The organism is Streptomyces sp. NPDC005566, from assembly GCF_040605575.1.
Taxonomy (GTDB): Bacteria; Actinomycetota; Actinomycetes; order Streptomycetales; family Streptomycetaceae; genus Streptomyces.
Window position 1 is genome coordinate 144,855 of record NZ_JBEXDB010000002.1, and the last position, 24,588, is coordinate 169,442.

The following is a 24,588-nucleotide window of genomic DNA, read 5'->3' on the forward strand; positions in this document are numbered from 1 at the left end:
CCCGGGCGGACCGGGCGGGCACAGGTGGACTCGGACGGACTCGGCCGATCAGGCCAGCCTGCCCTGCACCTCGGCCACGAGAGCGTCCAGCGCCACCGCCTGCTGCTCGCCCGACTCCATGTCCTTGAGCTGGACCGTGCCCTCGGCGAGATCGCGCTCACCCGCCACGATCGTGAAGCGGGCACCGGAGCGGTTCGCGCTCTTCATCGCACCCTTGAGGCCCCGGCCGCCGAACGCGAAGTCGGTGGCGACACCTGCCCGGCGCAACTCGGTGACCAGGCCGAAGAGCACGCGACGGGCCTCCTCGCCGAGCGGTACCGCGTACACGCTGGTGGTGGGGGGAACGGCGAGCTCGATGCCCTCCGCCTCCAGTGCGAGCACCGTACGGTCCACACCGAGCGCCCAGCCGACGGACGGCAGCGCGGGGCCGCCGATCATCTCGGACAGTCCGTCGTAGCGACCGCCGCCACCCACGGCGGACTGGGAACCCAGACCGTCGTGCACGAACTCGAAGGTCGTGCGCGTGTAGTAGTCGAGGCCCCGGACCAGCTTCTCGTCGTCCTCGTACACCACGCCGGCCGCCGTCAGCAGATCGCGGACCTCCTCGTGGTACGCCTTGCAGGCGTCGCACAGGTAGTCGCGCAGCTTGGGTGCGCCGGTCAGCTGCTTCCGGACGTCGGGCCGCTTGTCGTCGAGGACCCGCAGCGGGTTGATCTCGGCGCGCCGACGGGTGTCGTCGTCGAGGTCGAGGTCGCGCAGGAACGCCTGGAGCGCCTCCCGGTAGACGGGGCGGCACTCCTTGTCGCCCAGCGAGTTCAGCAGGATGCGGAACTGGCTGAGGCCGAGCGAGCGGTACGCCTGGTCGGCCAGGATGATCAGCTCGGCGTCCAGCGCCGGGTCCTCGGTGCCGATGGCCTCCGCGCCGACCTGCGAGAAGTGCCGGTAACGGCCCGCCTGCGGACGCTCGTAGCGGTAGTACGAGCCGGAGTACCAGAGCTTGACCGGGAGGTTTCCGGCCTTGTGCAGGTTGGCCTCGAGCGCCGCGCGCAGCACGGAGGCGGTGCCTTCGGGGCGCAGGGCGAGCTTGTCGCCGCCCTTGGTCTCGAAGGCGTACATCTCCTTGGACACGATGTCGGTGGACTCACCGACTCCGCGCGCGAACAGGGCGACGTCCTCGAAGCCGGGCGTCTCGATGTAGCCGTAGCCGGAGTTCTTCAGAGGGTCGGAGATCGCCGCGCGCACCGCGAGGAACTTCGCGGAGCGCGGCGGGGTCAGGTCGTACGTGCCCTTGGGGGCCTGGAAGGTACTCACAGGAGTTTCTCTCGTCACATTCCTCGGCGGGGCGCGTCCATGCCGTGCAGATACGGGTTGGAGGCGCGCTCGCGGCCGATGGTCGTCTGGGGGCCGTGGCCGGACAGCACCACGGTCGAGTCGTCGAGCGGCAGGCACACACGGGCCAGCGACGCGAGCAGCTCGGCGTGGTCGCCGCCGGGCAGGTCGGTGCGTCCGACGGAGCCGGCGAAGAGCAGGTCGCCCGAGAAGAGAACCTGCGGAACATCCGCGGCCTCGGGCATCCTGAACGTCACCGACCCCTTGGTATGGCCGGGTGCGTGGGCGACGCCGAACTCCAGGCCCGCCAGTTTCAGCAGGGCGCCGTCGGTCAGCTCCTTGACGTCGTCCGGTTCGCCAACCGTCAGCTCACCCATGAGCGGCATCCCGATGGAGCGGCCCAGCGCCTTCTCCGGATCGCTCATCATGTACCGGTCCTCGGGGTGGATCCAGGCGGGGACGCCATGGGCGCCGCACACGGGGACGACCGAGGCCACATGGTCGATGTGGCCGTGGGTGAGCACGACGGCGACGGGCTTGAGCCGATGCTTCTTGAGCGCTTCCTCGACGCCCTGGGCCGCTTGGTGGCCCGGGTCGATGATCACGCACTCCTCGCCTGCGGCGGGGGCGACCAGGTAGCAATTGGTCCCCCAGGCCCCGGCGGGGAACCCGGCAATGAGCACGATCGTCCTTAGTGTTCGTCCGACGGGAGAGGGCTGTGGAGACGGATGCGGCAGATCAGAGCCTACCGGCGCTCCTCATTCCACAGCTAACCCATATACGGTACGGGGCAACCCAGGCCCGATTACACGACGTACAAGGAGACCAACCGGTGGTCAGCAGCGATCAGCGGCGGCGGCAGCTCGCCCGGGAGAAGTTCGAGCGGCAGCAGCAGCGCCGGGAGGAAGGGCGCCGGAAGACCAGGCGCCTGGCCGTGATCATCGTGTCGGCCGTGGCCGTGGTGGCGGTCATCGGCGCGGGCGCGTACGTCTCCCGGGACGGCGACGACACGAAGGACTCCGCGGATGCGGCGGCGAGCGCGAGCCCGTCGGCCTCTCCCTCGGCGAGCGAGAGCAAGGCTCCCGAGCCCGCGATGAAGATCGACAAAAAAGCGAAGTACTCGATGTCGCTGAAGACGAGCCAGGGCGACATAGCGATCGCGATGGATGCGGCGAAGACCCCGCACACCACGAATTCGTTCAAGGCCCTCGCGGACAAGGGGTACTTCGACAACACGAAGTGCCACCGGCTGACCACGGAGGGCATTTTCGTCCTGCAGTGCGGTGACCCCAAGGGAGACGGAACGGGCGGTCCCGGCTACACGATCCCGGACGAGAACCTGACCGCGCTCGGCAAGGCGGGCGACGACGGTGCGGTGACGTATCCGGCGGGCACGGTCGCGATGGCGAACACCGGCCAGCCCGGCACCGGCGGCAGCCAGTTCTTCCTCGTCTACAAGGACACCAAACTGCCGCCCAGCTACACGCCGTTCGGCACCATGGACGATGCCGGCCTGAAGGCCGTCAAGAAGATCGCCGCGGCGGGCGTCACCGGTGGAGCGGCCGACGGCGCTCCGAAGAAGGCGGTCACGGTCGAGAAGGCGACGGTCGACAAGGCCTGACCGGCGGGGCGGCCGGCCGGCCCCGGTCACTCGGTGCGGGCGGAGAATTTCGGCCGTGCTGAGTGCGGACAGCCGGGTGGCCGGTCGCCTAGATTGGCGTTGTGCAGGGCGGGCGCTGCCCGCCCCAGGAAACTGTGGACGATGTCCGGGGGGCGAACCCCCTCGTAGGCATCAGGTGGAGGAGGCGCTGTGAGCAGCGACCCGTGGGGCCGTGTCGATGAGACGGGCACCGTGTACGTGCGTACGGCCGAGGGCGAGCAGGTCGTCGGATCGTGGCAGGCCGGTACCCCCGAGGAGGCACTGGCCTATTTCGAGCGCAAGTACGAGGGCCTGGTGGTCGAGATCGGCCTCCTCGAGCGGCGGGTGAAGACCACCGATCTCTCGGCGAAGGACGCGACGGCGGCGATCGAGCATCTGCGTCAGCAGGTCGACGAGCACCACGCCGTCGGCGACCTCGCCGCGCTAGGCAAGCGGCTGGACTCCCTCGTCGCGACCGTCGACTCGCGGCGGGAGGAGCGCAAGGTCCAGAAGGCGAAGCAGACCGACGAGGCGCGCCACGCCAAGGAGGCGCTCGTCGTCGAGGCCGAGGAGCTGGCGCAGAGCGAGCAGTGGCGGTCCGCGGGTGAGCGGCTTCGGGCGCTCGTCGACACGTGGAAGGGTCTGCCGCGACTCGACCGCAAGTCGGACGACGAGCTGTGGCACCGCTTCTCGCACGCCCGTTCGGCGTTCTCGAAGCGCCGCAAGGCGCACTTCGCCTCGCTGGACGCCCAGCGCGAGGAGGCCCGCAAGGTCAAGGAGAAGCTGGTCGCCGAGGCCGAGGCGCTCTCCGGTTCCACCGACTGGGGCACGACGGCCGCCCGTTACCGCGACCTGATGACCGAGTGGAAGGCCGCGGGCCGCGCCCAGCGCGAGTCCGAGGACGATCTGTGGAACCGATTCCGCGGCGCCCAGGACGTCTTCTTCGCGGCCCGCAGCGGGGTCTTCGCGGAGCGTGACGCGGAGCAGGGCGAGAACCTCAAGCTGAAGGAGCAACTCGCCGTCGAGGCCGAGAAGCTGGTGCCGGTGACGGATCTGAAGGCGGCCAGGGCCGCGTTCCGCTCCGTCAACGAGCGCTGGGAGGCCGTCGGCCACGTCCCGCGTGACGCCCGCCCGAAGGTCGAGGGCCGGATGCACGCGGTGGAGAAGGCGCTTCAGGAGGCCGAGGAGTCCGAGTGGCGCCGGACGAACCCGGAGGCGCGGGCCCGCGCCGAGGGTCTGACCGGTCAGCTCCAGGCTGCCGTCGACAAGCTGCGCACGCAGATCGACACGGCGCGTGCCTCGGGCAACAACGCGAGGGCGGACAAGCTGTCCCGCGAGCTCGAGGGCCGGCAGGCGCTGCTGGACCAGGCGCTGAAGGGCCTGGAGGAGTTCGGCGGCTGACAGCCTCCCGACCTGCCCGGAGGGGCTTCCCCGCATCTGTGCGGGGAAGCCCCTCTTGCATGCCCGCTGGTCAGGCGGGTGACACGCACACCGGTCTCGCCCGGCATGGCATCGTGCCGTCGTCGCTGGATGGCCGTTCAGAAGGGTGGCGGAGGCGAAGGGTGCCTGCGCCTCGGGCCGACGGCTGCCACGTCGGGTGTTTCTGCGGGAGGGCAGGTCACTCCTGGGTGAGCATGCCCGTGCGGAGCTGTTTCAGGATGCGCGTGAGGAGGCGTGAGACGTGCATCTGAGAAAGGCCGAGGCGTTCGCCGATCTGGGACTGGGTCATCTCCTGGCCGAATCGCATGCGAAGGATGGCGCGTTCACGTTCGTCCAGCGACTGCATCAGTGGGGCCAGTGCGTGGAGGTTCTCCACCAGCTCCATGTTGGGGTCCGGGCAGCCCGTGATCTCGGCGAACGTATGGCCGCCCTTCCGGGAGCTGTTCTCCTCGGCATGGCTCACGGGCAGGTCCAGGGAACCCGCGGTGTAGCCGTTGGCTGCGACGAGACCCTCGATGACGTCCTCCTCGCCGATGTTCAGGAAGGCGGCCATCTCGGCGACCGTGGGGTCCCGGTCCAGTCTGGTGGCCAGCTCTTCCTTGGCCTTGGCGAGGGTCACCCGCAGTTCCTGAAGACGGCGCGGGACGTGGACCGACCATGTGGTGTCCCGGAAGAAGCGTTTGATCTCGCCGACGATGTAAGGGATCGCGAAGGAGGTGAACTCGACCTCGCGGGAGAGCTCGAAGCGGTCGATCGCCTTGATCAGGCCGATGGTGCCGACCTGGATGATGTCCTCCATCTGCCCGTCACCGCGGTTGCGGTATCGCTTGGCAGCGAAGTGGACCAGCGACAGATTCATCTCGATCAAGGTGTTGCGGGCGTACTGGTATTCGGCCGTGCCCTCTTCCAGGACCTGGAGCCGGTCGAAGAAGATTTTGCCCATCGCCCGTGCGTCCTTCGGAGCGATCTTCTGAGGATCGTCGACCTGCGGGAGCCCTGCCCCAACCGCCGGGTCCACGACCGAGGCCTGCCTGGACGTCGATATCACGATCTTCCCCTCCGCTGTCATCTGCCCGTTGGACCCCCGTGAGCGAACCAGCGCGTACCCCCGCCGAATTGATACACACCCCCTCGGGAAAAATGGCGTGCTCGCGGGTGACTGCCTGGAACCTGAGCAGACCGATGCCGAGGGCGTGCTCGCCAGGCCGACCGGTCAGCCCTGGTGCGAAGGCAGCGCCGGCATGATGGGCATCTCATGGGGCGCCTTCGCAGCCCTCCGGGTGGCCCCCGGCTGCCACCGAGCCTGCGGACCTCGCCCTGTCCCTTTCACCGACGACCCCTACGCCGAAATGGCTTCGGGCGCCGCCTCTCGTCGGTGCTGTGCGAGGTCAGGCGCCGGTGGCCAGGCCGAGCGCCTGTCCGGCCTGGCGTCGACGGTGCTCGTGGGCCCAATCCAGGTCGGCGCGCAGCTGCTCGGCGACAGGGACCGGGGCGGGGACGGTCAGGACGGGGTGGCCGGCGTCGAGGATGCGCCGGTAGGTCCCGCGGTATGCGCCGTTCCTGGGCTGGGCGGCTCGTACACTGACGAAAATGGAGGACCACACGGCCGGCGGGATCGGTGCACGTCCGGCGCCCGTCTTGCGGGAGTACGTCGACTCGTATGTCGGCTTCGACCTCCGCGGGCTCCCGACGGGAGTGCACTGCGGCCCGCCGAGCCGCGCGCTCACTGCGGTGATCAGCCTGTCAGATCCTTTGGAGGTGGCGGCGGGCGTTGACGACGGGTCACCGGTCACCCGATTCGGCAGCGTGGCCGGCGGTCTGATGTGCCGGTCCGTCGCGATTCACCACGACGGACGCCAGCAAGGTGTTCAGGTATCGCTGACACCGTTCGGGGCCCGGGCCATCTACGGCATGCCCGCCGCCGAGCTCGCCCACCGACTGGTCCCACTCGACGAGCTTCTCGGAGCGCTTGCCGTCGAGCTGGTCGACCGGCTCCGATCGGCGACAACCTGGGCGGCGCGGTTCACCGCGCTGGACGAACTGCTCCTCCGAGCTGTCGGCCGTGGCGCCTGCGGCGACCACGCGCGCTGGGTGCGCCCCGAGGTAGCCGAGGCGTGGCGCCGCCTCGTCGCCGCGCGGGGTTGCGTCCAGGTCGGCACGGTCGCCGCGGAACTCGGCTGGAGCCGTCGGTACCTCGCCGAGCGGTTTCGCGGTGAGGTGGGCCTGTCGCCGAAGACCTTCGCCCGAGTCCTGCGCTTCGAGCACGCGCACGAACTGGCGGCGGCGCAGGACCCGCTCCCGTGGGGCGATGTGGCAACCGTCTCCGGCTACGCCGACCAGGCCCATCTCGTTCGGGACTGGCGCGAGTTCACGGGCCGATCGCCGACGGCCTGGCGTCGCAGCGAAGTCCTCCTCGGAGCCGGGTAGCCGCCAACCGTCTGCCCGTCGCGTCGACTTCTCTTCCCTTTTCTTCAAGACCGCCCGATCGCTGTCGTGGACGATCGTCGGCATGAGACTCGTCAACCACGAACGCAATGCCATGGACCTGCGGACCACCCCTGTGCACCTCGGACCGGGATCGAGAGCGAAACCCGTCGAGGGCTTCACCTGGGACCCGGAGGTGCTCCAGGCCTACAGCTCCGCGGTCGCTGCAGACGGCGCCGAGGGCCGGATAGTGATGATCTTCGACGGCGACGGGCTCGGCGACCATTGGGAGAGCCACCCTGCAGGCGACGAACTGGTCGTTTGCCTCAGCGGGTCCGTGACGGTCACCCGCGATGTGGACGGGGTGCCCGAACACGTTCAGCTCGGGCCGGGCCAGGCCACCATCAACCCGGCCGGGGTATGGCACGTGGTCGACATGGAGGGGCCGACGTCCATCCTGGCCATCACTGCGACCCTCGGCACCGACCACCGTCCTCGGACCGACACCCGCCCGACCGAACGCGTCGGCACGCCAGGCCCGGAGGGAGCGCCGTGACGACACGCATCGCGTGCCTCGGTGACAGCCTCACCCGCGCGCAGTTCAGCGTCGACTACCTGGATCTTCTCGGACGACGCCATCCTCCCGGTGACGTGCAGCTTGCCCGTTTCGGCGCCAACGGCGACTTCGCCTACAACCTCTTGCAGCGCCTCGATACCGTCGTCACGAACCCACCCGATGTGATCACCGTGTTGATCGGGACCAACGACGCCCGAGCAAGCCTTGCCGGCTACCCCGTCGAGCAGGCCATGAAGCGCAAACAGCTCCCCGATCGCCCGTCGGCCGGCTGGTTCCAACAGTGCCTGGGAGCCGTCGTCGCACGGCTGCGGGCGGAGACCGACGCGACGATCGGTCTGCCGTCGCTACCTGTACTCGGCCAACAACTCGACGGAGCAGCGGCAAAGGCATCGCAGGCGTACAGCCGGATGATCGCCGAGGTCGCCGCCACCAACGAGGTGGCCCACCTTCCGCTCCACGAACGCCAGATCGAGGAACTGCGCCGAGCGGACCCGCCGCCGATCTCATACCGGGAACTGACGCCCGCAGCGGGCGTCGGCGTCCTCGTCCAGCACGCAGTGCTGCGCCGCAGCCTCGACACGATCTCGCGGCGGCGAGGTCTCCTGCTCACGACCGACCACATCCACCAGAACAGCCGCGGCGCCACCCTTATAGCTGAGGTCATCGACGCCGGTCTGCTGACCCGGCGCGCGTAGCTGGTACCGGCGTCCGGCCGGTCGGATGCCATCTACCGCGCGGAGGTGGCATGGCTTCGGGCAGCGGCTCGGCGCCGGTCGGTAGGACGCCGTGTGCTGCTCGTCCGAGGCGCGGGACAGAAGCTCTGGCTACGGGCGCCGGTTGCGGCCCCGTCCCGCCGTTGCCGAGTACCGGCAAGCGCCTTCCGTTCCGGCCCTGTTCTCGCCGGGACGAGGTGTACGCATCTACGGCGGCAGTACCGGAAGGGGCGGGGCGGCATGACGATCGAGCGAGTGACCGGGCTCGGGAGCGGGGGCGCAATTCGGTTGCCGGGCGCTCGGGTCCTGCCTCTGTCCGCCCCGCTTCGCGTCGTACACCGCGGCGGTCGAGCGTCACCTCACCGGCGCGGGCATCGTGAAGTCCTCCGCGCGGATCTACCGGATCTCGCTGACGACGTGGGGATGGATGATCACCGGCGAACCCGCGCCGACCGGACCTGCCCGCCGAGGTGCGAAGCCGCCCGTCTTCCCCGTCGCCGCGATCGACGACCCGGCACTGCCGGAGGTCCTGGCCGAGCCGGCCGACCCGCGGGGGGGGGGACGAGATGGACGCTGACGCTGCACGCCGCCGCACGTAGATCCGAGCAGATCAGGGCTTCAAGATCATCCCGTTGCCCCTTTGGTGCGTGTCTCGGTCACACCCCACGTGGGCCTGCGCGCCTGCGAACGCTGCTGCGCGGCCTCGCCGATGGCCGGATGCCGGTCATCGGCGAGGCCGCCCGGGCCGTGCGCTTCCGGCGGAAGGACCGGGACCGCACCCTGGGGTTGTCGCACGAGCATCCGCCGTCCGTCGGCGACGTGGGCCGGACGCCACATCGCCGACGCCGGAGCGGACCGTCAACGGGACGGTCCCTACGGCCGACGGGCCGAGGTGACCCGGTAGACGTCGTACACGCCCTCGACGCCCCGTACGGCCTTCAGGACGTGGCCGAGGTGCTTGGGGTCGCCCATCTCGAAGGTGAAGCGCGAGGTGGCCACCCGGTCGCGGGACGTCTGCACAGCCGCCGACAGGATGTTGACGTGCTGGTCGGACAGGACCCGCGTGACGTCGGAGAGCAGCCTCGACCGGTCCAGTGCCTCGACCTGGATGGCGACGAGGAAGACCGACGACTGGGTGGGAGCCCACTCGACCTCGAGGATCCGCTCAGGCTGCTGCGAGAGCGAGTCGACGTTGACGCAGTCGGCACGGTGCACGGAGACACCGCTGCCACGGGTGACGAATCCGATGATCGGGTCACCGGGAACGGGCGTGCAGCAGCGGGCCAGTTTGACCCACACGTCCTCGACGCCCTTGACGACCACACCCGGATCCGCCTTGGCACGGCGCTTGTTGCGGCCGTGCGAGGGCGGCGAGCTCTCCGCGAGGTCCTCGTTGGCGGCGTCCTCGCCGCCGAGCGCCTGGACCAGCTTCTGGACGACGCCTGCCGCCGCGACGTGCCCCTCACCGATCGCCGCGTACAGCGACGAGATGTCGGGGTACCGCATCTCGTGGGCGAGGGTGACCAGGGAGTCGCCGGTGAGGATCCGCTGGATCGGCAGGTTCTGCTTGCGCATGGCCCGCGCGATGGAGTCCTTGCCCTGCTCGATCGCCTCGTCGCGGCGCTCCTTGGAGAACCAGGCACGGATCTTGTTGCGCGCCCGCGGCGACTTGACGAACCCGAGCCAGTCCCGGGAGGGTCCGGCGCCGGCCGCCTTGGAGGTGAAGACCTCCACCAGGTCACCGTTGTCGAGCGTCGACTCGAGCGGTACGAGCCGCCCGTTGACCCGTGCTCCTATGGTCCGGTGGCCGACCTCCGTGTGGACGGCGTACGCGAAGTCGACCGGAGTCGCACCCGCGGGCAGCGCTATGACATCGCCCTTGGGTGTGAAGACGAAGACCTCGTTGCGCGAGAGGTCGAAGCGCAGGGACTCCAGGAACTCGCTGGGGTCCTCGGTCTCCTTCTGCCAGTCCAGGAGCTGGCGCAGCCACGCCATGTCGTTGACGGTGTCCTGGCCGCGGCCGGTGCTCTTGGGTACGTCGGTACGCACCTTGGAGGCGCCGGCGGACGGGTCCTGCTTGTACTTCCAGTGCGCGGCGATGCCGTACTCGGCGCGGCGGTGCATGTCGAACGTACGGATCTGGAGCTCGACGGGCTTGCCGCTGGGGCCGATCACCGTGGTGTGCAGTGACTGGTACATGTTGAACTTCGGCATCGCGATGTAGTCCTTGAACCGGCCGGGTACCGGGTTCCATCGCGCGTGGACGGTGCCGAGCGCCGCGTAGCAGTCGCGGACCGTGTCGACGAGGACACGGATGCCCACCAGGTCGTAGATCTCGGCGAAGTCCCGGCCCCGCACGATCATCTTCTGGTAGACGCTGTAGTAGTGCTTCGGCCGTCCGGTGACGGTGGCCTTGATCCGGGCGGCGCGCAGGTCGGACTGGACCTCGTCGGTCACTATGGCGAGGTACTCGTCACGCTTGGGCGCGCGCTCGGCGACGAGGCGGACGATCTCGTCGTACATCTTCGGGTAGAGGATCGCGAAGGCGAGGTCCTCCAGCTCCCACTTGATCGTGTTCATGCCCAGGCGGTGAGCCAGGGGTGCGTAGATCTCGAGGGTCTCGCGGGCCTTCTTCTCCTGCTTCTCCCGCTTGAGGTACCGCATGGTGCGCATGTTGTGCAGGCGGTCGGCCAGCTTGATGACGAGGACCCTGGGGTCCTTGGCCATGGCGACGACCATCTTGCGCACGGTCTCGGCCTGCGCCGCCTCGCCGAACTTGACCTTGTCGAGCTTGGTGACGCCGTCCACGAGGAGCGCGACCTGGTCGCCGAAGTCCTTGCGCAGCGTGTCCAGGCCGTACTCGGTGTCCTCGACCGTGTCGTGCAGCAGTCCGGCCATCAGCGTCGCCGGGTCCATGCCGAGCTCGGCGAGGATCGTCGTGACGGCGAGCGGATGGGTGATGTACGGGTCGCCGCTCTTGCGCTTCTGCCCGCGGTGCCAGCGCTCGGCGACCTGGTAGGCCTTCTCGATCTGCCGCAGTGTGGCGGACTCGATCTTGGGGTCGTTGCTGCGGACCGTGCGCAGCAGCGGTTCGAGCACCGGGTTGTACGGGCTGGAGCGCTGCACGCCCAGCCGGGCGAGCCTGGCCCGGACGCGGTTGGAGGAACCACCGGAGCGGGTCGGCGGGGCCGGCGGGGTGGCGGCGGGCTTGGCCGGGGGCTTCGCGACGGGAGCGGGAGCCGTCGCTGCCGGGGGCTTCGCGGCCGGTACGGGTTCCGTAGGCGCCACGGGGGTCTTCGGGGCAGCCTGCGCGGGCCCGTCGGAGGACGCGGGCTCGGCGTCCGGCTTCGCCGGGGACGCCGCCTTCGTGCCGGGAGGAGGGCCCGGCTTCGCCGTCACAGGTGCGGCAGGTGCCTCGGAGGCCGTGCCCCGGTCCTGGCCCGAGCCGTCCGCGGGCTGCTGCTCCCCGGGCTCCGGCTCCTGCGCGCGCTGCGCCTCCTCGGGCGTGGCGGGGTCCGCAGCGGGCTCGTCGGGCTGCGGGGCGGCGACTGGCTGGGCCTCGTCTGGCAAGTGCGCTCCTCGTGCGGATCCGGGCTACCCGGAAAGCCCATGGTATCGATCCCCGGGCCGGTCCTCGCCCGGGGACCGTGGAACCTGTCACAACAGCAGGACGGGCACCCGGGTGTCCCGGGTGCCCGTCCTGTGTGACCGGCTGCTGCCACTACGGCTGGGCAGCGCGGCTCAGAGCGTGATCAGCGCTTCCAGCGGGGCGCCGCGCAGGGCCCCCTCGAGTCGTGCACGGCCGGCGAGGAAGCCGAGCTCCATGAGGACCGCCACACCCGCGACCTGGGCGCCGGCCCGCCGGATCAGCTCCAGCGAGGCCTCGGCGGTGCCTCCGGTGGCCAGGACGTCGTCGATGACCATGATCCGGTCGTCGGCCGACAGGTCCTCGGCGTGGATCTCGATCTCCGCCGTGCCGTACTCCAGCTCGTACGCCTGCCCGAGCGTGGCACCGGGCAGCTTCCCGGCCTTGCGGACGGGTACGAAGCCGAGCCCGGACTTGACCGCGACGGGCGCCGCCAGGATGAAACCGCGCGCCTCGAGGCCGACGACCTTGGTGGCCCCGTGCCGTACGCACATCTCCGCGAGGGAGTCGGTGAGCGCCGTGAAGGCGACCGGGTCCGCGAGCAGCGGCGTGATGTCCTTGAACACCACTCCGGGCTTCGGATAGTCCGGTACGTCGCGGATCCGGCTGAGCAGGAGCTCCCGGGTCGAGTCGGTGGTGCTGGTCATCGACGCTTCCCCGGAGTCCGCCCGTGGCCCCTGGGCTGCTGGCGCTGTCCGACGACGGAGCCGGCGGCTGCGGCGTCCTCGGGGAAGCCGTCATCCTCCTGCGCCCGGTCGTCCCGCTCGTCCTCGACGGACTCGCCCTTGGCGGCTGCGGCAGCCCGCCTGGCGAGGATCCGCTTCTTCAGCGCCTTCATCTGCGGTTCGCGTTCCTTGAGGTCGGCGACCAGCGGTGTGGCGATGAAGATCGAGGAGTACGCACCGGCCGCGAGGCCGACGAAGAGCGACAGCGAGATGTCGTTCAGCATGCCGGCGCCGAGGACACCGCCACCGATGAAGAGCAGCCCGGCGACGGGCAGCAGCGCGACGACGGTGGTGTTGATGGAGCGGACCAGCGTGCTGTTGATGGAGCGGTTGGCGACCTCGCTGTACGTCCAGCGGGTCTGCTTCGTGATCCCCTTCTGGCCCTCCTTGAGGCTGTCGAAGACGACGACGGTGTCGTAGAGGGAGTAACCGAGGATCGTCAGGAGACCGATCACGGTGCCCGGGGTGACCTCGAAGCCGACCAGGGCGTAGATACCGACTGTGATGGTGATGTCGTGGATCAGCGCGATGAGGGCCGCGACGGCCATGCGCCATTCGAAGGCGATGGCCAGGTAGATCACCACGAGGACCATGAAGATGCCGAGGCCGGTCCAGGCCTTGTTGGCGATCTGCTCACCCCAGCTGGGGCCGACCAGGTCCGCGTTGATCTTGGCCTCGGGAATGCCGAGGTCCTCGGACAGCTGCGTCTTGACCTCGTTGGCCTTGGCGGTGTCGACCTCGGTGATCTGGATGCGCATGTTGCCGTCGCCCAGTTCCTGGACGATCGCCTCGTGGCCGGAGGCCTCGACCGCGCTCTCGCGGGCCTGGGAGACCGAGACGTTGGGCTTCTCGTCGGTCGTGAAGACCGCGCCGCCCTTGAACTCGATGCCCATGTTCAGACCGCTGACCGCGAGGCCCAGGATGGCCGTGATCGTGATCAGGATCGAGACGCCGTACCAGATCTTGCGCTTGCCGATGAAGTCGTAACCGACCTCGCCACGGTAGAGCCGGGCGCCGAGATTGCCGAGTCGCGACATCTCACGCCTCCTTCGGGTGGTCGGTGGGGGCGTTGACACGGCGCGAGCGGCGCAGCGGCGGCTTGGCACCGAGCCGCTTCGGGTCCAGCCCGGACCACGGATGACCGCTGGCGAAGAACTTCGTACGGCCCATCAGCGTCATGAGGGGCTTGGTGAAGAGGAACACCACGACGACGTCGAGCAGCGTGGTCAGGCCGAGCGTGAACGCGAAGCCCTGGACCTTGCCGACGGTGACCAGGAAGAGCACCGCGGCGGCGAGGAACGACACGAAGTCGGAGACCAGGATCGTGCGCCGGGCACGGGGCCAGGCCCGCTCGATCGCCGGACGCAGGGTGCGGCCTTCACGGATCTCGTCACGGACGCGTTCGAAGTACACGATGAACGAGTCCGCGGTGATACCGATCGCCACGATCGCTCCACAGACCGCGGGCAGGTTCAGCGCGAAGCCGATGGCCGGGCCGAGCAGAGCCATGATCGTGTAGGTCAGGACACCGGACGCCGCGAGGCTGAGGAGCGCGATGAGCGCCAGACCGCGGTAGTAGGCCACCAGGTAGATGACGACCAGGGCCAGACCGATGGCACCGGCGATCAGACCGGCCTTCAGCTGCTCGCCACCGAGTGCGGCGGTGACGGTGGTGACGCTCTGCTCCTGGAAGGAGAGCGGGAGCGCACCGTAGGAGAGCACGTTGGCCAGGTCCTCGGCGGACTGCTGGGTGAAGCTGCCGGAGATCTCGGCGCTGCCGCTGAGGGTCTCGTTCACCTGCGGCGCGGAGACGACCTCGCCGTCGAGGGAGATCGCGAACTGGTTCATCGGGGACTGCTGGGTCGACAGCTTCTTCGTGATCGTCTGGAACTTCTTGGAGCCCTTGTCGGTGAACTCCATCGAGACGAGCCAGATGCCGCGCTGCTGGTCGAACTGGGCCTTGGCGTCGTCGACGTCCGTACCGGAGACCTCGGCCGGGCCGAGGAGGTACTTCGCGTCACCTTCGGAGCTGCACGCGACCGTGGGGTCCTCGGGCTTGACTCCGTCACCGGCCGTGGCACGGGCGGACTTGTCGGAGCAGTCCAGCTCGGTGAACTTCTTCTCCAGCGCGGCGGTCGCCGCGTCGGGAGTCGGCGTCGCGGCCGGGGTCCCGGACGTCTTCGCGCTGTCCGAGGCACCGGGGGTCGGCGTCGCGTCCTTCTTCAGGGCGCCGGTGACCGCACGTCCCTGGGTGGTGGCGCTCGCCGAGGGCGTGCTCTTCGGATCGGAGGCAGTGTCCGGGTCGCTCGCCTTCGCGCTGGGCGTGGCGCTCGCCTTGCCGGTACCGCTCGCGGAAGGGCTGGCGGACCCGGTGGGCGTCGGTTCGCCGCCGGTGACGGTGAGCACGGGCCGGAAGTAGAGCTGGGCAGTCGTACCGACCTGCTCCTGCGCCTGCTTCGAGTTCGTCCCCTTGGGGATGTTGACGATGATGTTGCGATCGCCCTGGGTCTGAACCTCGGCCTCGGAAACACCAAGACCATTGACGCGGCGTTCGATGATGCTGACCGCCGTGGCCATGTTGGTCTTGTTGATCGCGTTCGGCTTGCCGGGCTGGTTCTTGGCCTCGAGCGTGATCGACGTGCCACCCGCCAGGTCGATACCAAGCCTGGGCGTGGTGTGACCGGACAGGAACATCCCGCCGGTGAGCGCGACCATGGCGATCAGAATGAAAGCCAGGGCACGCCCCGGCCTGCTCTGACCGCCGGCCGGCCCTCGGCCCTTCTTCGGTGCTGCCACCTTCTCGTTTCTCCCTGTCCAACCGCCCCGCGCCGGGTACGCGCCCGAGCGGCCACGAAGTGTTGTGGGGACCCGCCCCCGCAGAAGACCGCACGGTCCGCGGGACGCCGGTCACCTGTAGGTGCCCGGCGTCCCTGGATCGTGGAACTACTTCGCGTCGCCCTCGCCGTCGGCCTTGGCGTCCTTGACCTCGGAGTCCTTGGACTCGGCGGTGCCGTCCTCGGCCTTCTTGCCCAGGTCGATCTTCGCGACGTCCGCGTCATCGGCCGCTTCCGTGTCCGCCTCGGCGGTCTCGGTGGCGGTCAGCGAGGAGGCGTCGTCGGGCACGACCGCGCCGTCGACCTTCAGGTCGTCGTCGTCACCGTGGACGATGCGGTTGTACTCCGCGTCGTCGAGGACGGCGCCGATCGAGTTCTTGGCGTAGATGGCGTGGACGCCGGGCGCGACCTCGAGGAGAACCGTGTCGTCCTGGATCTCCTTGACGGTGGCGTACATGCCCCCGATCGTCCGGACGCCCGTGCCGGGCTGCATGTCGTTGCGCATCTGCGCAGCCGCCTGCTGCTTCTTCTTGGCGGACCGGGTCATCAGGAACATGGCCCCGATGAGCACGATGAAGGGGAGGAGGGTCACGAGACTCACGGGACGGAACTTCCTTCGCACGACCGCGCTGAAATGCGGCCTGATCTACGGGGGTGGGTACACCGACCTGTACGGGCGGCATCGGCGGAGTCTAAGCGAGTCCGCATCATTGGAACAACGCCCAGCATGGCACCGTGGTTCCCCTGGTGGCCAACCTGTGACGCATCACGCCCCGAACAGGCCCTGTTGTCCCTTTACGCCTTGCTGCGGCGGTACGAGGCCGAGGTGGGCCCAGGCTGCGGGGGTGGCCACCCGGCCTCTGGGGGTCCTCGCGAGCAGTCCTTCCCGTACGAGGAAGGGCTCGGCGACCTCCTCGACCGTCTCACGCTCCTCCCCCACCGCCACGGCGAGTGTGGACAGGCCGACGGGGCCGCCGCCGAAGAGTTTCAGCAGGGCGCCGAGCACCGCGCGGTCCAGCCGGTCCAGGCCGCGGTCGTCGACCTCGTACACGCGCAGGGCCGCTGCGGCGATGTCCCGGTCGATCCGGCCTTCGGCCTTGACCTGCGCGTAGTCCCGGACGCGGCGCAGCAGCCGGTTGGCGATGCGGGGTGTGCCCCGGGAGCGTCCGGCGATCTCGGCCGCTCCTTCGGTGTCTATGGCCACATCGAGGAGGCCCGCGGAGCGGTGGATGACCCGTTCCAGCTCGGTGGGGGCGTAGAACTCCATGTGGCCGGTGAAGCCGAACCGGTCGCGCAGCGGGGGCGGCAGCAGTCCGGCCCTGGTGGTGGCCCCGACCAGGGTGAAGGGGGGCAGTTCCAGCGGGATGGCCGTGGCTCCGGGGCCCTTGCCGACGATGACGTCGACGCGGAAGTCCTCCATGGCCATGTAGAGCATTTCCTCGGCGGGCCGCGACATGCGGTGGATCTCGTCGAGGAAGAGGACCTCGCCCTCCTGGAGGGAGGAGAGGATCGCCGCGAGGTCGCCCGCGTGCTGGATGGCGGGGCCGGAGGTGATGCGGATCGGGGCGTTCATCTCGGCGGCGATGATCAGGGAGAGCGTGGTCTTGCCGAGGCCCGGGGCGCCGGAGAGCAGGACGTGATCGGCCGTGGCGCCGCGGGCGCGGGCGGCCTTGAGCACGAGGTCGAGCTGTTCTCGTACCTTCTCCTGGCCGACGAACTCGTCGAGGTCCTTCGGGCGCAGTGCGGCCTCGACCGCGGTGTCCTCCCCGTCCGCACCGGCGGCGACCAGCCGGTCGTCCAGCAGGTCGTCCGTCGCGCCGGTGTCGGCTCCGGTCTCGTCCCAGTTCATCTCGTCAGTCCCGCCTCGGGTGTTTCGGTGCCGGGCCGTGCGGTGCCCCGGCCGGCGTACGGGGCGTCGGCCCCCGGGGTCAGCGTGCGCGGTTGAGTGTCTGCAGGGCCGCGCGCAGCAGCTGCGGTACGGGCGGCTGTGCGCCGCCGGCGATCGCGGCCTCGGCCTGCGGGGCGACGGCGGTCACGGCCTCGTCGGCCTCGCGCGTCGCGTAGCCGAGGCCGATCAGGGCGGCCTGCAGCTGGTCGCGCCAGGAGGAGCTGACCGCGGTGCCGATGCCCTGCTGCCCGATGTGCGCCCCGACCGGCTCGCCGAGCCGGTCCTTGAGGTCGAGGAGGAGCTTCTGGGCGCCCTTCTTGCCGATTCCCGAAACGGCGGTGAGCGCCTTCTCGTCACCGGTGGCGACGGCGATGCGCAGGGCGTCCGGGCTGTGGGTGGCGAGCATCGCCTGGGCGAGGCGCGGGCCGACGCCGTTGGCGGTCTGGAGGAGCTCGAAGACCTGCCGCTCGTCGTCGTCGGCGAAGCCGTACAGCGTGAGCGAGTCCTCCCGCACGACGAGGGAGGTGGCGAGCCTCGCCTCCTGGCCGATCCGCAGGGCCGCGAGTGTGCCGGGGGCGCAGTGGACGGCCATGCCGATGCCGCCGACCTCGATCACGGCCGTGGTCGGGGCGAGGGCGGCCACCGGGCCGGAGACGAAGGCGATCATGCGGTACGGCCTTTCAGCGTGCGGTGGGCGGCGACGGCCTGCTGCAGTCGGTTCTGCGCGGGTGCGCGCCAGATGTGGCAGATGGCGAGGGCGAGTGCGTCGGCGGCGTCGGCGGGCTTGGGCGGTGCGTCGAGCCGCAGCAGCCGCGTCACCATCGCTCCGACCTGCGCCTTGTCGGCTCGGCCCGAGCCGGTGACGGCCGCCTTGACCTCGCTCGGGGTGTGCAGGGCGACCGGGATGCCCCGGCGGGAGGCGCAGAGCATGGCGACCGCGCTGGCCTGGGCGGTGCCCATCACCGTACGGACGTTGTGCTGGCTGAACACCCGCTCCACAGCGACGAATTCGGGACGGTGCTCGTCGAGCCACTGCTCGATGCCCTGCTCGATGGCGACCAGTCGGTGTCCGAGCTCGGCGTCGGCCGGGGTGCGTACGACGCCGACGCCGACCATCGTCAGCGGCCTGCCCGCCACCCCCTCGACGACTCCGACACCGCACCGGGTCAGCCCCGGGTCCACGCCCAGAACACGCATGGAGCGCCCCCTCCCCTCACCGATCGGTCAACTGTTCCCGCAGGCTATCGGCTCGCACCGACAATGCGACGGGCCGACGGGGTGTGTCCCCGTCGGCCCGTCGGCTCCGCTCGTGCGGAGGGTGCCCGGATGTCAGGCGTCGACCTTCTCCATGACCTCGTCGGAGACGTCGAAGTTGGCGAAGACGTTCTGCACGTCGTCGCTGTCCTCGAGCGCGTCGATGAGCTTGAAGATCTTGCGCGCGCCCTCTTCGTCGAGGTCGACCTGCATGGTGGGCAGGAAGTTGGCCTCGGCGGAGTCGTAGTCGATCCCGGCCTCCTGGAGCGCGGTGCGGACCGCGACCATGTCGGTGGCCTCGCTGACGACCTCGAAGGTCTCACCGAGGTCGTTGACCTCCTCGGCGCCCGCGTCGAGCACGGCCCCCAGGACGTCGTCCTCGGACAGCTCGCCCTTCGGGACGATGACGACGCCCTTGCGGTTGAACAGGTACGAGACGGAACCGGGGTCGGCCATCGAGCCGCCGTTGCGTGTCATCGCGACGCGTACGTCGGATGCGGCACGGTTGCGGTTGTCGGTGAGGCACTCGATGAGCACCGCGACACCGTTGGGGCCGTAGCCCTCGTACATGATCGTCTCGTAGTCGGCGCCGCCCGCTTCGAGACCGCCGCCGCGCTTGACCGCGGAGTCGATGTTCTTGTTCGGGACGGAGCTCTTCTTCGCCTTCTGGATGGCGTCGACGAGCGTCGGGTTGCCTTCGAGATCGACGCCGCCGGAACGCGCCGCAACCTCGATGTTCTTGATCAGCTTCGCGAAGAGCTTGCCGCGCTTGGCATCAATCACGGCCTTCTTGTGCTTCGTCGTAGCCCATTTAGAGTGGCCGGACATCTGCCTTCTCCTTCGCGTCACCAAAATCTGAACGAACCCGAGAGATCCTACCGGGATCGAGTCAGCACACTGCGCGCACCATGTCGACGAAGAGTGCGTGGACCCGGTGGTCCCCGGTCAGTTCGGGGTGGAATGACGTAGCCAGGGCGTTTCCCTGCCGTACGGCGACGATATGCCCGCCGTGTTCCGCGATGACCTCGGTCTCCGCGCCGACCGACTCGACCCAGGGTGCGCGGATGAACACGCCCTCGACCGGACCACCCGCGATCCCGTCCACCTCGACGGCGGCTTCGAACGACTCGTTCTGCCGCCCGAAAGCGTTACGGCGCACGATCATGTCGATGCCACCGACCGTCTCCTGGCCCGAGCGGGGGTCCAGGATCTTGTCGGCGAGAAGGATCATCCCGGCGCAGGTGCCGTAGACCGGCATACCGGCGGCGACCCGCTCGCGCAGCGGTTCCAGCATGCCGAACAGGACGGCGAGCTTGGACATCGTGGTGGACTCGCCACCGGGTATGACGAGCCCGTCGACCTCGGCGAGCTCCTCGGGACGCCGGACCGGCCTGGCCACGGCGTCCGCCGAGGCCAGGGCGATCAGATGTTCCCGTACGTCGCCCTGGAGAGCCAGGACTCCGATGACAGGGTTGTCGGTCATCAGTGGGTTACCAGCCGCGGTTGGCGTAGCGCTCGGCCTCGGGCAGCGTGTCGCAGTTGATGCCGACCATGGCCTCACCCAGGTTGCGGGAGGCGTCCGCGATGATCTTCGGGTCGTCGTAGAAGGTGGTGGCCTTCACGATGGCGGCGGCGCGCTTGGCGGGGTCGCCGGACTTGAAGATGCCGGAGCCGACGAAGACGCCCTCGGCACCGAGCTGACGCATCAGGGCCGCGTCCGCGGGGGTGGCGACACCACCGGCGGAGAACAGGACGACGGGCAGCTTGCCGAGCTCGGCGACCTCCTTGACCAGCTCGTACGGGGCACGGAGGTCCTTGGCGGCGGCGTACAGCTCGTTGTTGTCGAAGCCGCGCAGGCGGGCGATCTCGTTCTTGATCTGGCGCAGGTGCCGGACCGCCTCGACGACGTTGCCGGTGCCGGCCTCGCCCTTCGAGCGGATCATCGCGGCACCCTCGGCGATGCGGCGCAGGGCCTCACCCAGGTTGGTGGCACCGCAGACGAAGGGGGTGGTGAAGGCGAACTTGTCGCTGTGGTTGACCTCGTCGGCCGGGGTGAGGACCTCGGACTCGTCGATGTAGTCGACGCCGAGGGACTGCAGGACCTGGGCCTCGACGAAGTGGCCGATGCGGGACTTGGCCATGACGGGGATGGACACGGCCTCGATGATCTCTTCGATCATGTTGGGGTCGGACATCCGGGCCACGCCGCCGTCCTTGCGGATGTCGGCCGGAACCCGCTCCAGTGCCATGACGGCCACGGCGCCCGCGTCCTCGGCGATCTTCGCCTGCTCGGCGTCGACGACGTCCATGATCACGCCGCCCTTGAGCTGCTCGGCCATGCCGCGCTTGACTCGGGCGGTGCCGGTGGCCGGGTACTCGGTGGACTGCGGGGTGCTGGGAAGCGTGGACACGGATCGACCTCACTGGGGTGAAAAAGAGACGGGGGACTGCAGGCACGAGCAAACGCTCCGGGACCAGTCCACTGCAAGGGCCAATGGACACCCCGTGGATCGTTTTGCGCGTCGCCTCAGCTGCCGGGCCGGTCCGCCAGTGCGACCGGTGGCTCGTCGTCCATCTCGAACGCGAGCGGGAACGGGGCGTGTCCGGCAAGCCGGAACAGCCGTACGGTCCGGTGCCTGCGCAGCGCGCGGGCGGCGCGCACCGAGTCGTTGTGGAAGCGCCGGGCCATCGGGACCCTGCGCACGGCGGCGGCCAGTTCCTTCGCCGCGTCCTGTCCGCCGGGGAACTCCTTGAGGGCCTCGACCTGCGCCGCCTCACCGAACACGGCCCGCAGCGCGGTGCTCAGCTCGCTCTCGGAGACCTCGCGCTGCTCCTCCTCCGCCTGACGTGCGGCGTGCGCCGCCTCGTACAGCACGATCGACGCCGCGGGATCCAGCACCCCGGCCGTGGCCAGTTCCTGGGTGACCGAGGCGCGGCGCAGCAGCTGGGCGTCCAGGGCCGCCCGGGCAGCGTCGATACGGGCGTGGAGCCGGTCGAGCCGGCCGGCGGTCCAGCTGAGGTACAGGCCGATCGCGAGGAGCGCGACGGCAATCCAGATGAAGGTTTCGATCACGGGCGGCAAGGCTACCGTCGCCGGGTGCGCCCCCGGGCCGCCGGTGCGCCGTAACGGCCCGCGAGCCCAGGGGTCAGTCCCTGGCCAGCCCGAACCGTGCGCGCAGACCCGTGCGCTCGTCGGTGTCCACCGATGCGGCCCCGTCCGTGACCGTCTCGTACACCGCGAGGATGTCGGCGCCGACCGTCTCCCAGTCGAACCGGCGCACATGCGCGCTGCCCCGCTCCCGCAGACCGGCCCGTCGCTCCGGGTCGCCCAGCAGTCGGATCGCGGCCGCGGCGAGCGCGTCGGCGTCCTCGTTGGCGAAGAGGTCGCCCGCGGCGCCCTGGTCCAGCACCTGCGCGAACGCGTCGAGGTCGCTGGCGAGCACGGGCGCTCCCGCCGACAGGGCCTCGACCAGGATGATGCCGAAGCTCTCGCCGCCGGTGTTCGGCGCCACGTACACATCGACACTGCACAGCAGCCGCGCCTTGTCCTCGTCGCTCACCATGCCGAGGAACTCGACGCGCTCGCGCATCTCCTTCGGCAGTGAGGCGACCGCCTCCTCCTCGTCACCGCGGCCCGCGACCAGCAGCCTGGTCCCGGGGCGGGCGGCGAGGATCGCGGGGAGCGCCTTCATCAGGACGGGCAGGCCCTTGCGCGGTTCGTCGATGCGCCCTATGAAGCCGAGCGTGCCGCCCTGCCACTCGGCCTTGGGTTCGGCGTCGGCGAAGAAGCCGACGTCCACGCCGTTGGGGATGACCACCGCGTCCCCGCCGAGGTGCTCGACCAGGGTGCGCCGCGCGTACTCGCTCACCGCGATCCGCGCGCTGATCTTCTCCAGAGCCGGCTGGAGGATCGGGTACGCGGCGATCATGGCCCGGGAGCGGGGATTGGACGTGTGGAACGTGGCGACGATCGGCCCCTGTGCCGCCCAGCAGGTGAGCAGCCCGAGCGAGGGCGAGGTGGGCTCGTGGATGTGGATGACGTCGAAGGTGCCGTCGTGAAGCCAGCGGCGCACCCGCGCGGCGGAGAGGAACCCGAAGTTCAGCCGGGCCACCGAGCCGTTGTAGGGGACGGGTACGGCACGGCCCGCGGACACCACGTACGGCGGCAGCGGCGTCTCGTCGTCGGCGGGCGCCAGCACCGAGACGTGGTGGCCGAGGCGGATCAGGTGCTCGGCCAGGTCACGGATGTGGAACTGCACCCCGCCGGGGACGTCCCAGGAGTACGGGCAGACGATGCCGATCTTCACGGAGCTTCCCCCTGGGGGTCCAGATCGGAGATCCAGAGTCGCTGCAGCATGTGCCAGTCCTCCGGATGCTCGGCGATCCCGGTGGCGAAGGCATCGGCCAGCGCCTGTGTCATGGAGGACGTGTTCTCGGCGCGGGTACCTGTCGCCGGTGCGCCGACGGGCGGATGGATCTGCGCCTGCATGACGGACGTGCCGTCGTACCAGAGCGTGACGGGCAGCAGCAGCGCGCCGGTCTGCTGGGCCAGCAGCGCGGGTCCTGCGGGCATCCGCGCGGTGTCGCCGAAGAAGTTCACCTCGACGCCGGACGCCGACAGGTCGCGGTCGGCGACCAGGCAGATCAGACCGCCGGACCTCAGCCGCCTGGCCAGGGTCCCGAAGGCGGCGCCTCCGTTGTGCGGCAGGACCTCCATGCCCAGGCCCTGGCGGTAGGCCACGAACCGGTCGTACAGGGTTTCCGGCTTCAGCCGCTCGGCGACCGTCGTGAACGGCACCTTCAGGTCGGTGGTGACCCAGGCGCCCGCCAGGTCCCAGTTCCCCAGGTGCGGCAGGGCGAGGATGACCCCGTTCCCGGCGTCCATGCCTTCGGTGAGCCGGTGGGCGTCCCGGACGTTGATGCTGTTCCTGATCCGCTGCGCACTCCAGGTCGGCAGCCGGAAGGACTCCATCCAGTAGCGCATGTAGGAGCGCATGCCGGCCTTCGACAGCTCGGCGAGGCGAGCGGGGTCCGCGTCGGGCACCACCCTGGCCAGGTTCGACTCCAGCCGCAGCACCGACTTGCCCCGTCGCTTCCAGACCTGGTCGGCGATGCTGCGGAAGAGCGCACGGGCGGCCGGTTCGGGCAGCTTCTTGACCGCACCCCAGCCGAGCCCGTAGAGCCCGTCGGTGAGCCGCCCCTTGAGATCGGATCCGGTGCCGCTCACTGCGCGGCCTCGCTCCCCTGTTCCGCGGCGGCGGCCGCAGCGTCGGCCTCGGCCGACTCCCGGCGCACGGTCACCACTCGCTGGACCAGAGTCACCAGGCTTCCCACGGCGACGATCCACAACGCGATCGGCAGCAGGATCTGGATCCCGGGCACGCCGAACCCGTGCAGACCGGCCAGACCGGCGGCGACCAGCGAGATCACCAGCCGCTCGGCACGTTCCACCAGCCCGTTGACCGCGACCGGCAGGCCGATCGACTCACCGCGGGCCTTGGTGTACGAGACCACCTGGCCACTGGCCAGGCAGAAGATCGCGACCGCACACAGCACGTTGTCGTCGCCGCCCCCCGCGTACCAGAGGGCGAACCCGGCGAAGATCGCCCCGTCCGCGACCCGGTCGAGCGTCGAGTCCAGGAACGCGCCCCACCGGCTGGAGATCCCGGCCTGCCGCGCCATGTTGCCGTCGACGAGGTCCGAGAAGACGAAGACCGTGATCACGATCGTGCCCCAGAAGAACTCCCCCATCGGGAAGAAGACCAGCGCACCTGCCATCACTCCGGCCGTGCCGACGAGAGTGACCGCGTCGGGGCTGACCCCGAGGCGGAGCAGCAGAGCGGCGAACGGTGTGAGGACACGCGTAAAAAATGCACGCGCGTACTTGTTCAGCATGGCCTTCCCGAGGTTCGGTGGGCCGCGCGGCCACTTCGGCCACCGGCTGGCCCATCGTAGTCACGAGCCGTGCCGTCCCACGGCGGGGCACCCCGTCCCGGTGGGTCACCCGGAAGTCACCGGCGTCGAGGTGCGACATATGGACGCGGCCCGGCCCGAGTGGAAAGCTCGAATGACGCGGGCGCCGCCGGAGCCGCGTCGGCTCCTCCTGCCCGTGACCCCTG

At 69.8% G+C, this 24,588-nt stretch carries 25 protein-coding genes and 1 pseudogene; 7 read left to right on the forward strand and 19 right to left on the reverse strand.

Annotated elements, in window-relative coordinates:
* Nucleotides 1-48: 48 nt before the first annotated feature.
* Both hisS and ABZS61_RS03500 read right to left on the reverse strand, forming a co-directional pair.
* Complete coding sequence (gene hisS / locus ABZS61_RS03495; protein ID WP_356415456.1) at nt 49-1,311, reverse strand: histidine--tRNA ligase; 1,263 nt, start codon at nt 1,309-1,311, stop codon at nt 49-51.
* Nucleotides 1,312-1,325: 14 nt separating this feature from the next.
* Nucleotides 1,326-2,012, reverse strand: coding sequence for an MBL fold metallo-hydrolase (locus ABZS61_RS03500; RefSeq protein WP_356415459.1), 687 nt, complete (start codon nt 2,010-2,012; stop codon nt 1,326-1,328).
* Nucleotides 2,013-2,161: 149 nt separating this feature from the next.
* Here ABZS61_RS03500 and ABZS61_RS03505 point away from each other — a divergent pair, with 149 nt between their 5' ends.
* Together ABZS61_RS03505 and ABZS61_RS03510 are read left to right on the forward strand one after the other, a co-directional pair.
* Complete coding sequence (locus tag ABZS61_RS03505; protein ID WP_356415462.1) at nt 2,162-2,950, forward strand: peptidylprolyl isomerase; 789 nt, start codon at nt 2,162-2,164, stop codon at nt 2,948-2,950.
* A 189-nt stretch (nt 2,951-3,139) separates the two neighbouring features.
* Nucleotides 3,140-4,369 carry a DUF349 domain-containing protein gene (locus tag ABZS61_RS03510; RefSeq protein WP_356415465.1) on the forward strand — a complete coding sequence of 410 codons (1,230 nt, stop codon included), beginning with the start codon at nt 3,140-3,142 and terminating at the stop codon, nt 4,367-4,369.
* 217 nt (nt 4,370-4,586) lie between these two features.
* On the opposite strand, the gene ABZS61_RS03515 is transcribed toward ABZS61_RS03510, so the two are convergent.
* The gene (locus ABZS61_RS03515; RefSeq protein WP_356415468.1) at nt 4,587-5,477 is read right to left on the reverse strand and encodes an RNA polymerase sigma factor SigF; all 891 of its coding nucleotides are present in this window, start codon (nt 5,475-5,477) and stop codon (nt 4,587-4,589) included.
* Between the two features lie 64 nt (nt 5,478-5,541).
* Between ABZS61_RS03515 and ABZS61_RS03520 the strand changes: the two are divergent.
* Nucleotides 5,542-5,694: pseudogene (locus tag ABZS61_RS03520) on the forward strand (CocE/NonD family hydrolase); the annotation flags it as partial.
* A gap of 102 nt (nt 5,695-5,796) precedes the next feature.
* Here ABZS61_RS03520 and ABZS61_RS03525 read toward each other — a convergent pair.
* Entirely contained in the window at nt 5,797-6,012 is a 216-nt protein-coding gene (locus ABZS61_RS03525) for a hypothetical protein (protein ID WP_356416439.1), read from the reverse strand.
* Here ABZS61_RS03525 and ABZS61_RS03530 point away from each other — a divergent pair.
* From ABZS61_RS03530 to ABZS61_RS03545, 4 genes are all read left to right on the forward strand, one after another.
* Nucleotides 5,999-6,835 carry a helix-turn-helix domain-containing protein gene (locus ABZS61_RS03530; RefSeq protein WP_356415471.1) on the forward strand — a complete coding sequence of 279 codons (837 nt, stop codon included), beginning with the start codon at nt 5,999-6,001 and terminating at the stop codon, nt 6,833-6,835. The genes ABZS61_RS03525 and ABZS61_RS03530 overlap by 14 nt on opposite strands.
* Nucleotides 6,836-6,917: 82 nt before the next feature.
* Nucleotides 6,918-7,388: a cupin domain-containing protein gene (locus tag ABZS61_RS03535; protein WP_356415474.1), complete on the forward strand. Its 471-nt coding sequence runs from the start codon at nt 6,918-6,920 to the stop codon at nt 7,386-7,388.
* Entirely contained in the window at nt 7,385-8,104 is a 720-nt protein-coding gene (locus tag ABZS61_RS03540; protein ID WP_356415477.1) for a GDSL-type esterase/lipase family protein, read from the forward strand. Before ABZS61_RS03535 ends, ABZS61_RS03540 begins: the two co-directional genes overlap by 4 nt.
* 394 nt (nt 8,105-8,498) lie before the next feature.
* On the forward strand, nt 8,499-8,699 hold the full coding sequence (locus tag ABZS61_RS03545) for a hypothetical protein (protein WP_356415480.1): 201 nt from the start codon (nt 8,499-8,501) through the stop codon (nt 8,697-8,699).
* A gap of 296 nt (nt 8,700-8,995) precedes the next feature.
* Here the strand turns inward: ABZS61_RS03545 and ABZS61_RS03550 are convergent, their stop codons facing one another.
* From ABZS61_RS03550 to pgsA, 15 genes are all read right to left on the reverse strand, one after another.
* Nucleotides 8,996-11,521 (reverse strand): bifunctional (p)ppGpp synthetase/guanosine-3',5'-bis(diphosphate) 3'-pyrophosphohydrolase, encoded by a 2,526-nt coding sequence (locus tag ABZS61_RS03550; protein WP_356416388.1) that lies wholly within the window; start codon nt 11,519-11,521, stop codon nt 8,996-8,998.
* 342 nt (nt 11,522-11,863) lie between these two features.
* Nucleotides 11,864-12,415, reverse strand: a complete 552-nt coding sequence (locus ABZS61_RS03555; RefSeq protein WP_356415483.1) for an adenine phosphoribosyltransferase — start codon at nt 12,413-12,415, stop codon at nt 11,864-11,866.
* A complete protein-coding gene (secF, locus tag ABZS61_RS03560; protein ID WP_356415486.1) occupies nt 12,412-13,530 on the reverse strand; it encodes a protein translocase subunit SecF in 1,119 nt (372 codons plus the stop codon). Before secF ends, ABZS61_RS03555 begins: the two co-directional genes overlap by 4 nt.
* Nucleotide 13,531: 1 nt before the next feature.
* Complete coding sequence (gene secD, locus ABZS61_RS03565; RefSeq protein WP_356415489.1) at nt 13,532-15,289, reverse strand: protein translocase subunit SecD; 1,758 nt, start codon at nt 15,287-15,289, stop codon at nt 13,532-13,534.
* Nucleotides 15,290-15,436: 147 nt separating this feature from the next.
* Entirely contained in the window at nt 15,437-15,928 is a 492-nt protein-coding gene (gene yajC, locus ABZS61_RS03570; RefSeq protein ID WP_356415492.1) for a preprotein translocase subunit YajC, read from the reverse strand.
* Nucleotides 15,929-16,093: 165 nt separating this feature from the next.
* A complete protein-coding gene (gene ruvB / locus ABZS61_RS03575) occupies nt 16,094-17,176 on the reverse strand; it encodes a Holliday junction branch migration DNA helicase RuvB (RefSeq protein ID WP_329212911.1) in 1,083 nt (360 codons plus the stop codon).
* A 79-nt stretch (nt 17,177-17,255) separates the two neighbouring features.
* Nucleotides 17,256-17,882: a Holliday junction branch migration protein RuvA gene (gene ruvA, locus ABZS61_RS03580; RefSeq protein ID WP_356415496.1), complete on the reverse strand. Its 627-nt coding sequence runs from the start codon at nt 17,880-17,882 to the stop codon at nt 17,256-17,258.
* Nucleotides 17,879-18,412 carry a crossover junction endodeoxyribonuclease RuvC gene (ruvC, locus tag ABZS61_RS03585; RefSeq protein ID WP_329212909.1) on the reverse strand — a complete coding sequence of 178 codons (534 nt, stop codon included), beginning with the start codon at nt 18,410-18,412 and terminating at the stop codon, nt 17,879-17,881. The genes ruvA and ruvC overlap by 4 nt, the downstream gene beginning before the upstream one ends.
* Nucleotides 18,413-18,544: 132 nt before the next feature.
* The gene (locus ABZS61_RS03590) at nt 18,545-19,297 is read right to left on the reverse strand and encodes a YebC/PmpR family DNA-binding transcriptional regulator (protein ID WP_356415500.1); all 753 of its coding nucleotides are present in this window, start codon (nt 19,295-19,297) and stop codon (nt 18,545-18,547) included.
* Nucleotides 19,298-19,358: 61 nt separating this feature from the next.
* Nucleotides 19,359-19,952, reverse strand: coding sequence for a pyridoxal 5'-phosphate synthase glutaminase subunit PdxT (pdxT, locus tag ABZS61_RS03595; protein WP_329212907.1), 594 nt, complete (start codon nt 19,950-19,952; stop codon nt 19,359-19,361).
* Between the two features lie 7 nt (nt 19,953-19,959).
* The gene (gene pdxS / locus ABZS61_RS03600; protein WP_356415504.1) at nt 19,960-20,880 is read right to left on the reverse strand and encodes a pyridoxal 5'-phosphate synthase lyase subunit PdxS; all 921 of its coding nucleotides are present in this window, start codon (nt 20,878-20,880) and stop codon (nt 19,960-19,962) included.
* 116 nt (nt 20,881-20,996) lie between these two features.
* The gene (locus tag ABZS61_RS03605; protein ID WP_356415507.1) at nt 20,997-21,542 is read right to left on the reverse strand and encodes a hypothetical protein; all 546 of its coding nucleotides are present in this window, start codon (nt 21,540-21,542) and stop codon (nt 20,997-20,999) included.
* A gap of 73 nt (nt 21,543-21,615) precedes the next feature.
* Nucleotides 21,616-22,776, reverse strand: coding sequence for a glycosyltransferase family 4 protein (locus tag ABZS61_RS03610; protein WP_356415510.1), 1,161 nt, complete (start codon nt 22,774-22,776; stop codon nt 21,616-21,618).
* Nucleotides 22,773-23,696, reverse strand: a complete 924-nt coding sequence (locus tag ABZS61_RS03615; protein WP_356415513.1) for a phosphatidylinositol mannoside acyltransferase — start codon at nt 23,694-23,696, stop codon at nt 22,773-22,775. Before ABZS61_RS03615 ends, ABZS61_RS03610 begins: the two co-directional genes overlap by 4 nt.
* Entirely contained in the window at nt 23,693-24,364 is a 672-nt protein-coding gene (gene pgsA, locus ABZS61_RS03620) for a phosphatidylinositol phosphate synthase (protein WP_356415517.1), read from the reverse strand. The genes ABZS61_RS03615 and pgsA overlap by 4 nt, the downstream gene beginning before the upstream one ends.
* Nucleotides 24,365-24,588 lie beyond the last annotated feature (224 nt).

What these genes read in the sequence shown, in the direction of transcription:
- ABZS61_RS03590 (WP_356415500.1), bottom strand. Translation starts at nt 19,297, where the DNA reads ATGTCCGGCCACTCTAAATGGGCTACGACGAAGCACAAGAAGGCCGTG.
- pdxT (WP_329212907.1), bottom strand. Translation starts at nt 19,952, where the DNA reads ATGACCGACAACCCTGTCATCGGAGTCCTGGCTCTCCAGGGCGACGTA.
- ABZS61_RS03555 (WP_356415483.1), bottom strand. Translation starts at nt 12,415, where the DNA reads ATGACCAGCACCACCGACTCGACCCGGGAGCTCCTGCTCAGCCGGATC.
- ABZS61_RS03515 (WP_356415468.1), bottom strand. Translation starts at nt 5,477, where the DNA reads ATGACAGCGGAGGGGAAGATCGTGATATCGACGTCCAGGCAGGCCTCG.
- ABZS61_RS03530 (WP_356415471.1), top strand. Translation starts at nt 5,999, where the DNA reads ATGGAGGACCACACGGCCGGCGGGATCGGTGCACGTCCGGCGCCCGTC.
- ABZS61_RS03535 (WP_356415474.1), top strand. Translation starts at nt 6,918, where the DNA reads ATGAGACTCGTCAACCACGAACGCAATGCCATGGACCTGCGGACCACC.
- ruvB (WP_329212911.1), bottom strand. Translation starts at nt 17,176, where the DNA reads ATGAACTGGGACGAGACCGGAGCCGACACCGGCGCGACGGACGACCTG.
- ruvA (WP_356415496.1), bottom strand. Translation starts at nt 17,882, where the DNA reads ATGATCGCCTTCGTCTCCGGCCCGGTGGCCGCCCTCGCCCCGACCACG.
- pgsA (WP_356415517.1), bottom strand. Translation starts at nt 24,364, where the DNA reads ATGCTGAACAAGTACGCGCGTGCATTTTTTACGCGTGTCCTCACACCG.
- secF (WP_356415486.1), bottom strand. Translation starts at nt 13,530, where the DNA reads ATGTCGCGACTCGGCAATCTCGGCGCCCGGCTCTACCGTGGCGAGGTC.
- ruvC (WP_329212909.1), bottom strand. Translation starts at nt 18,412, where the DNA reads ATGCGTGTTCTGGGCGTGGACCCGGGGCTGACCCGGTGCGGTGTCGGA.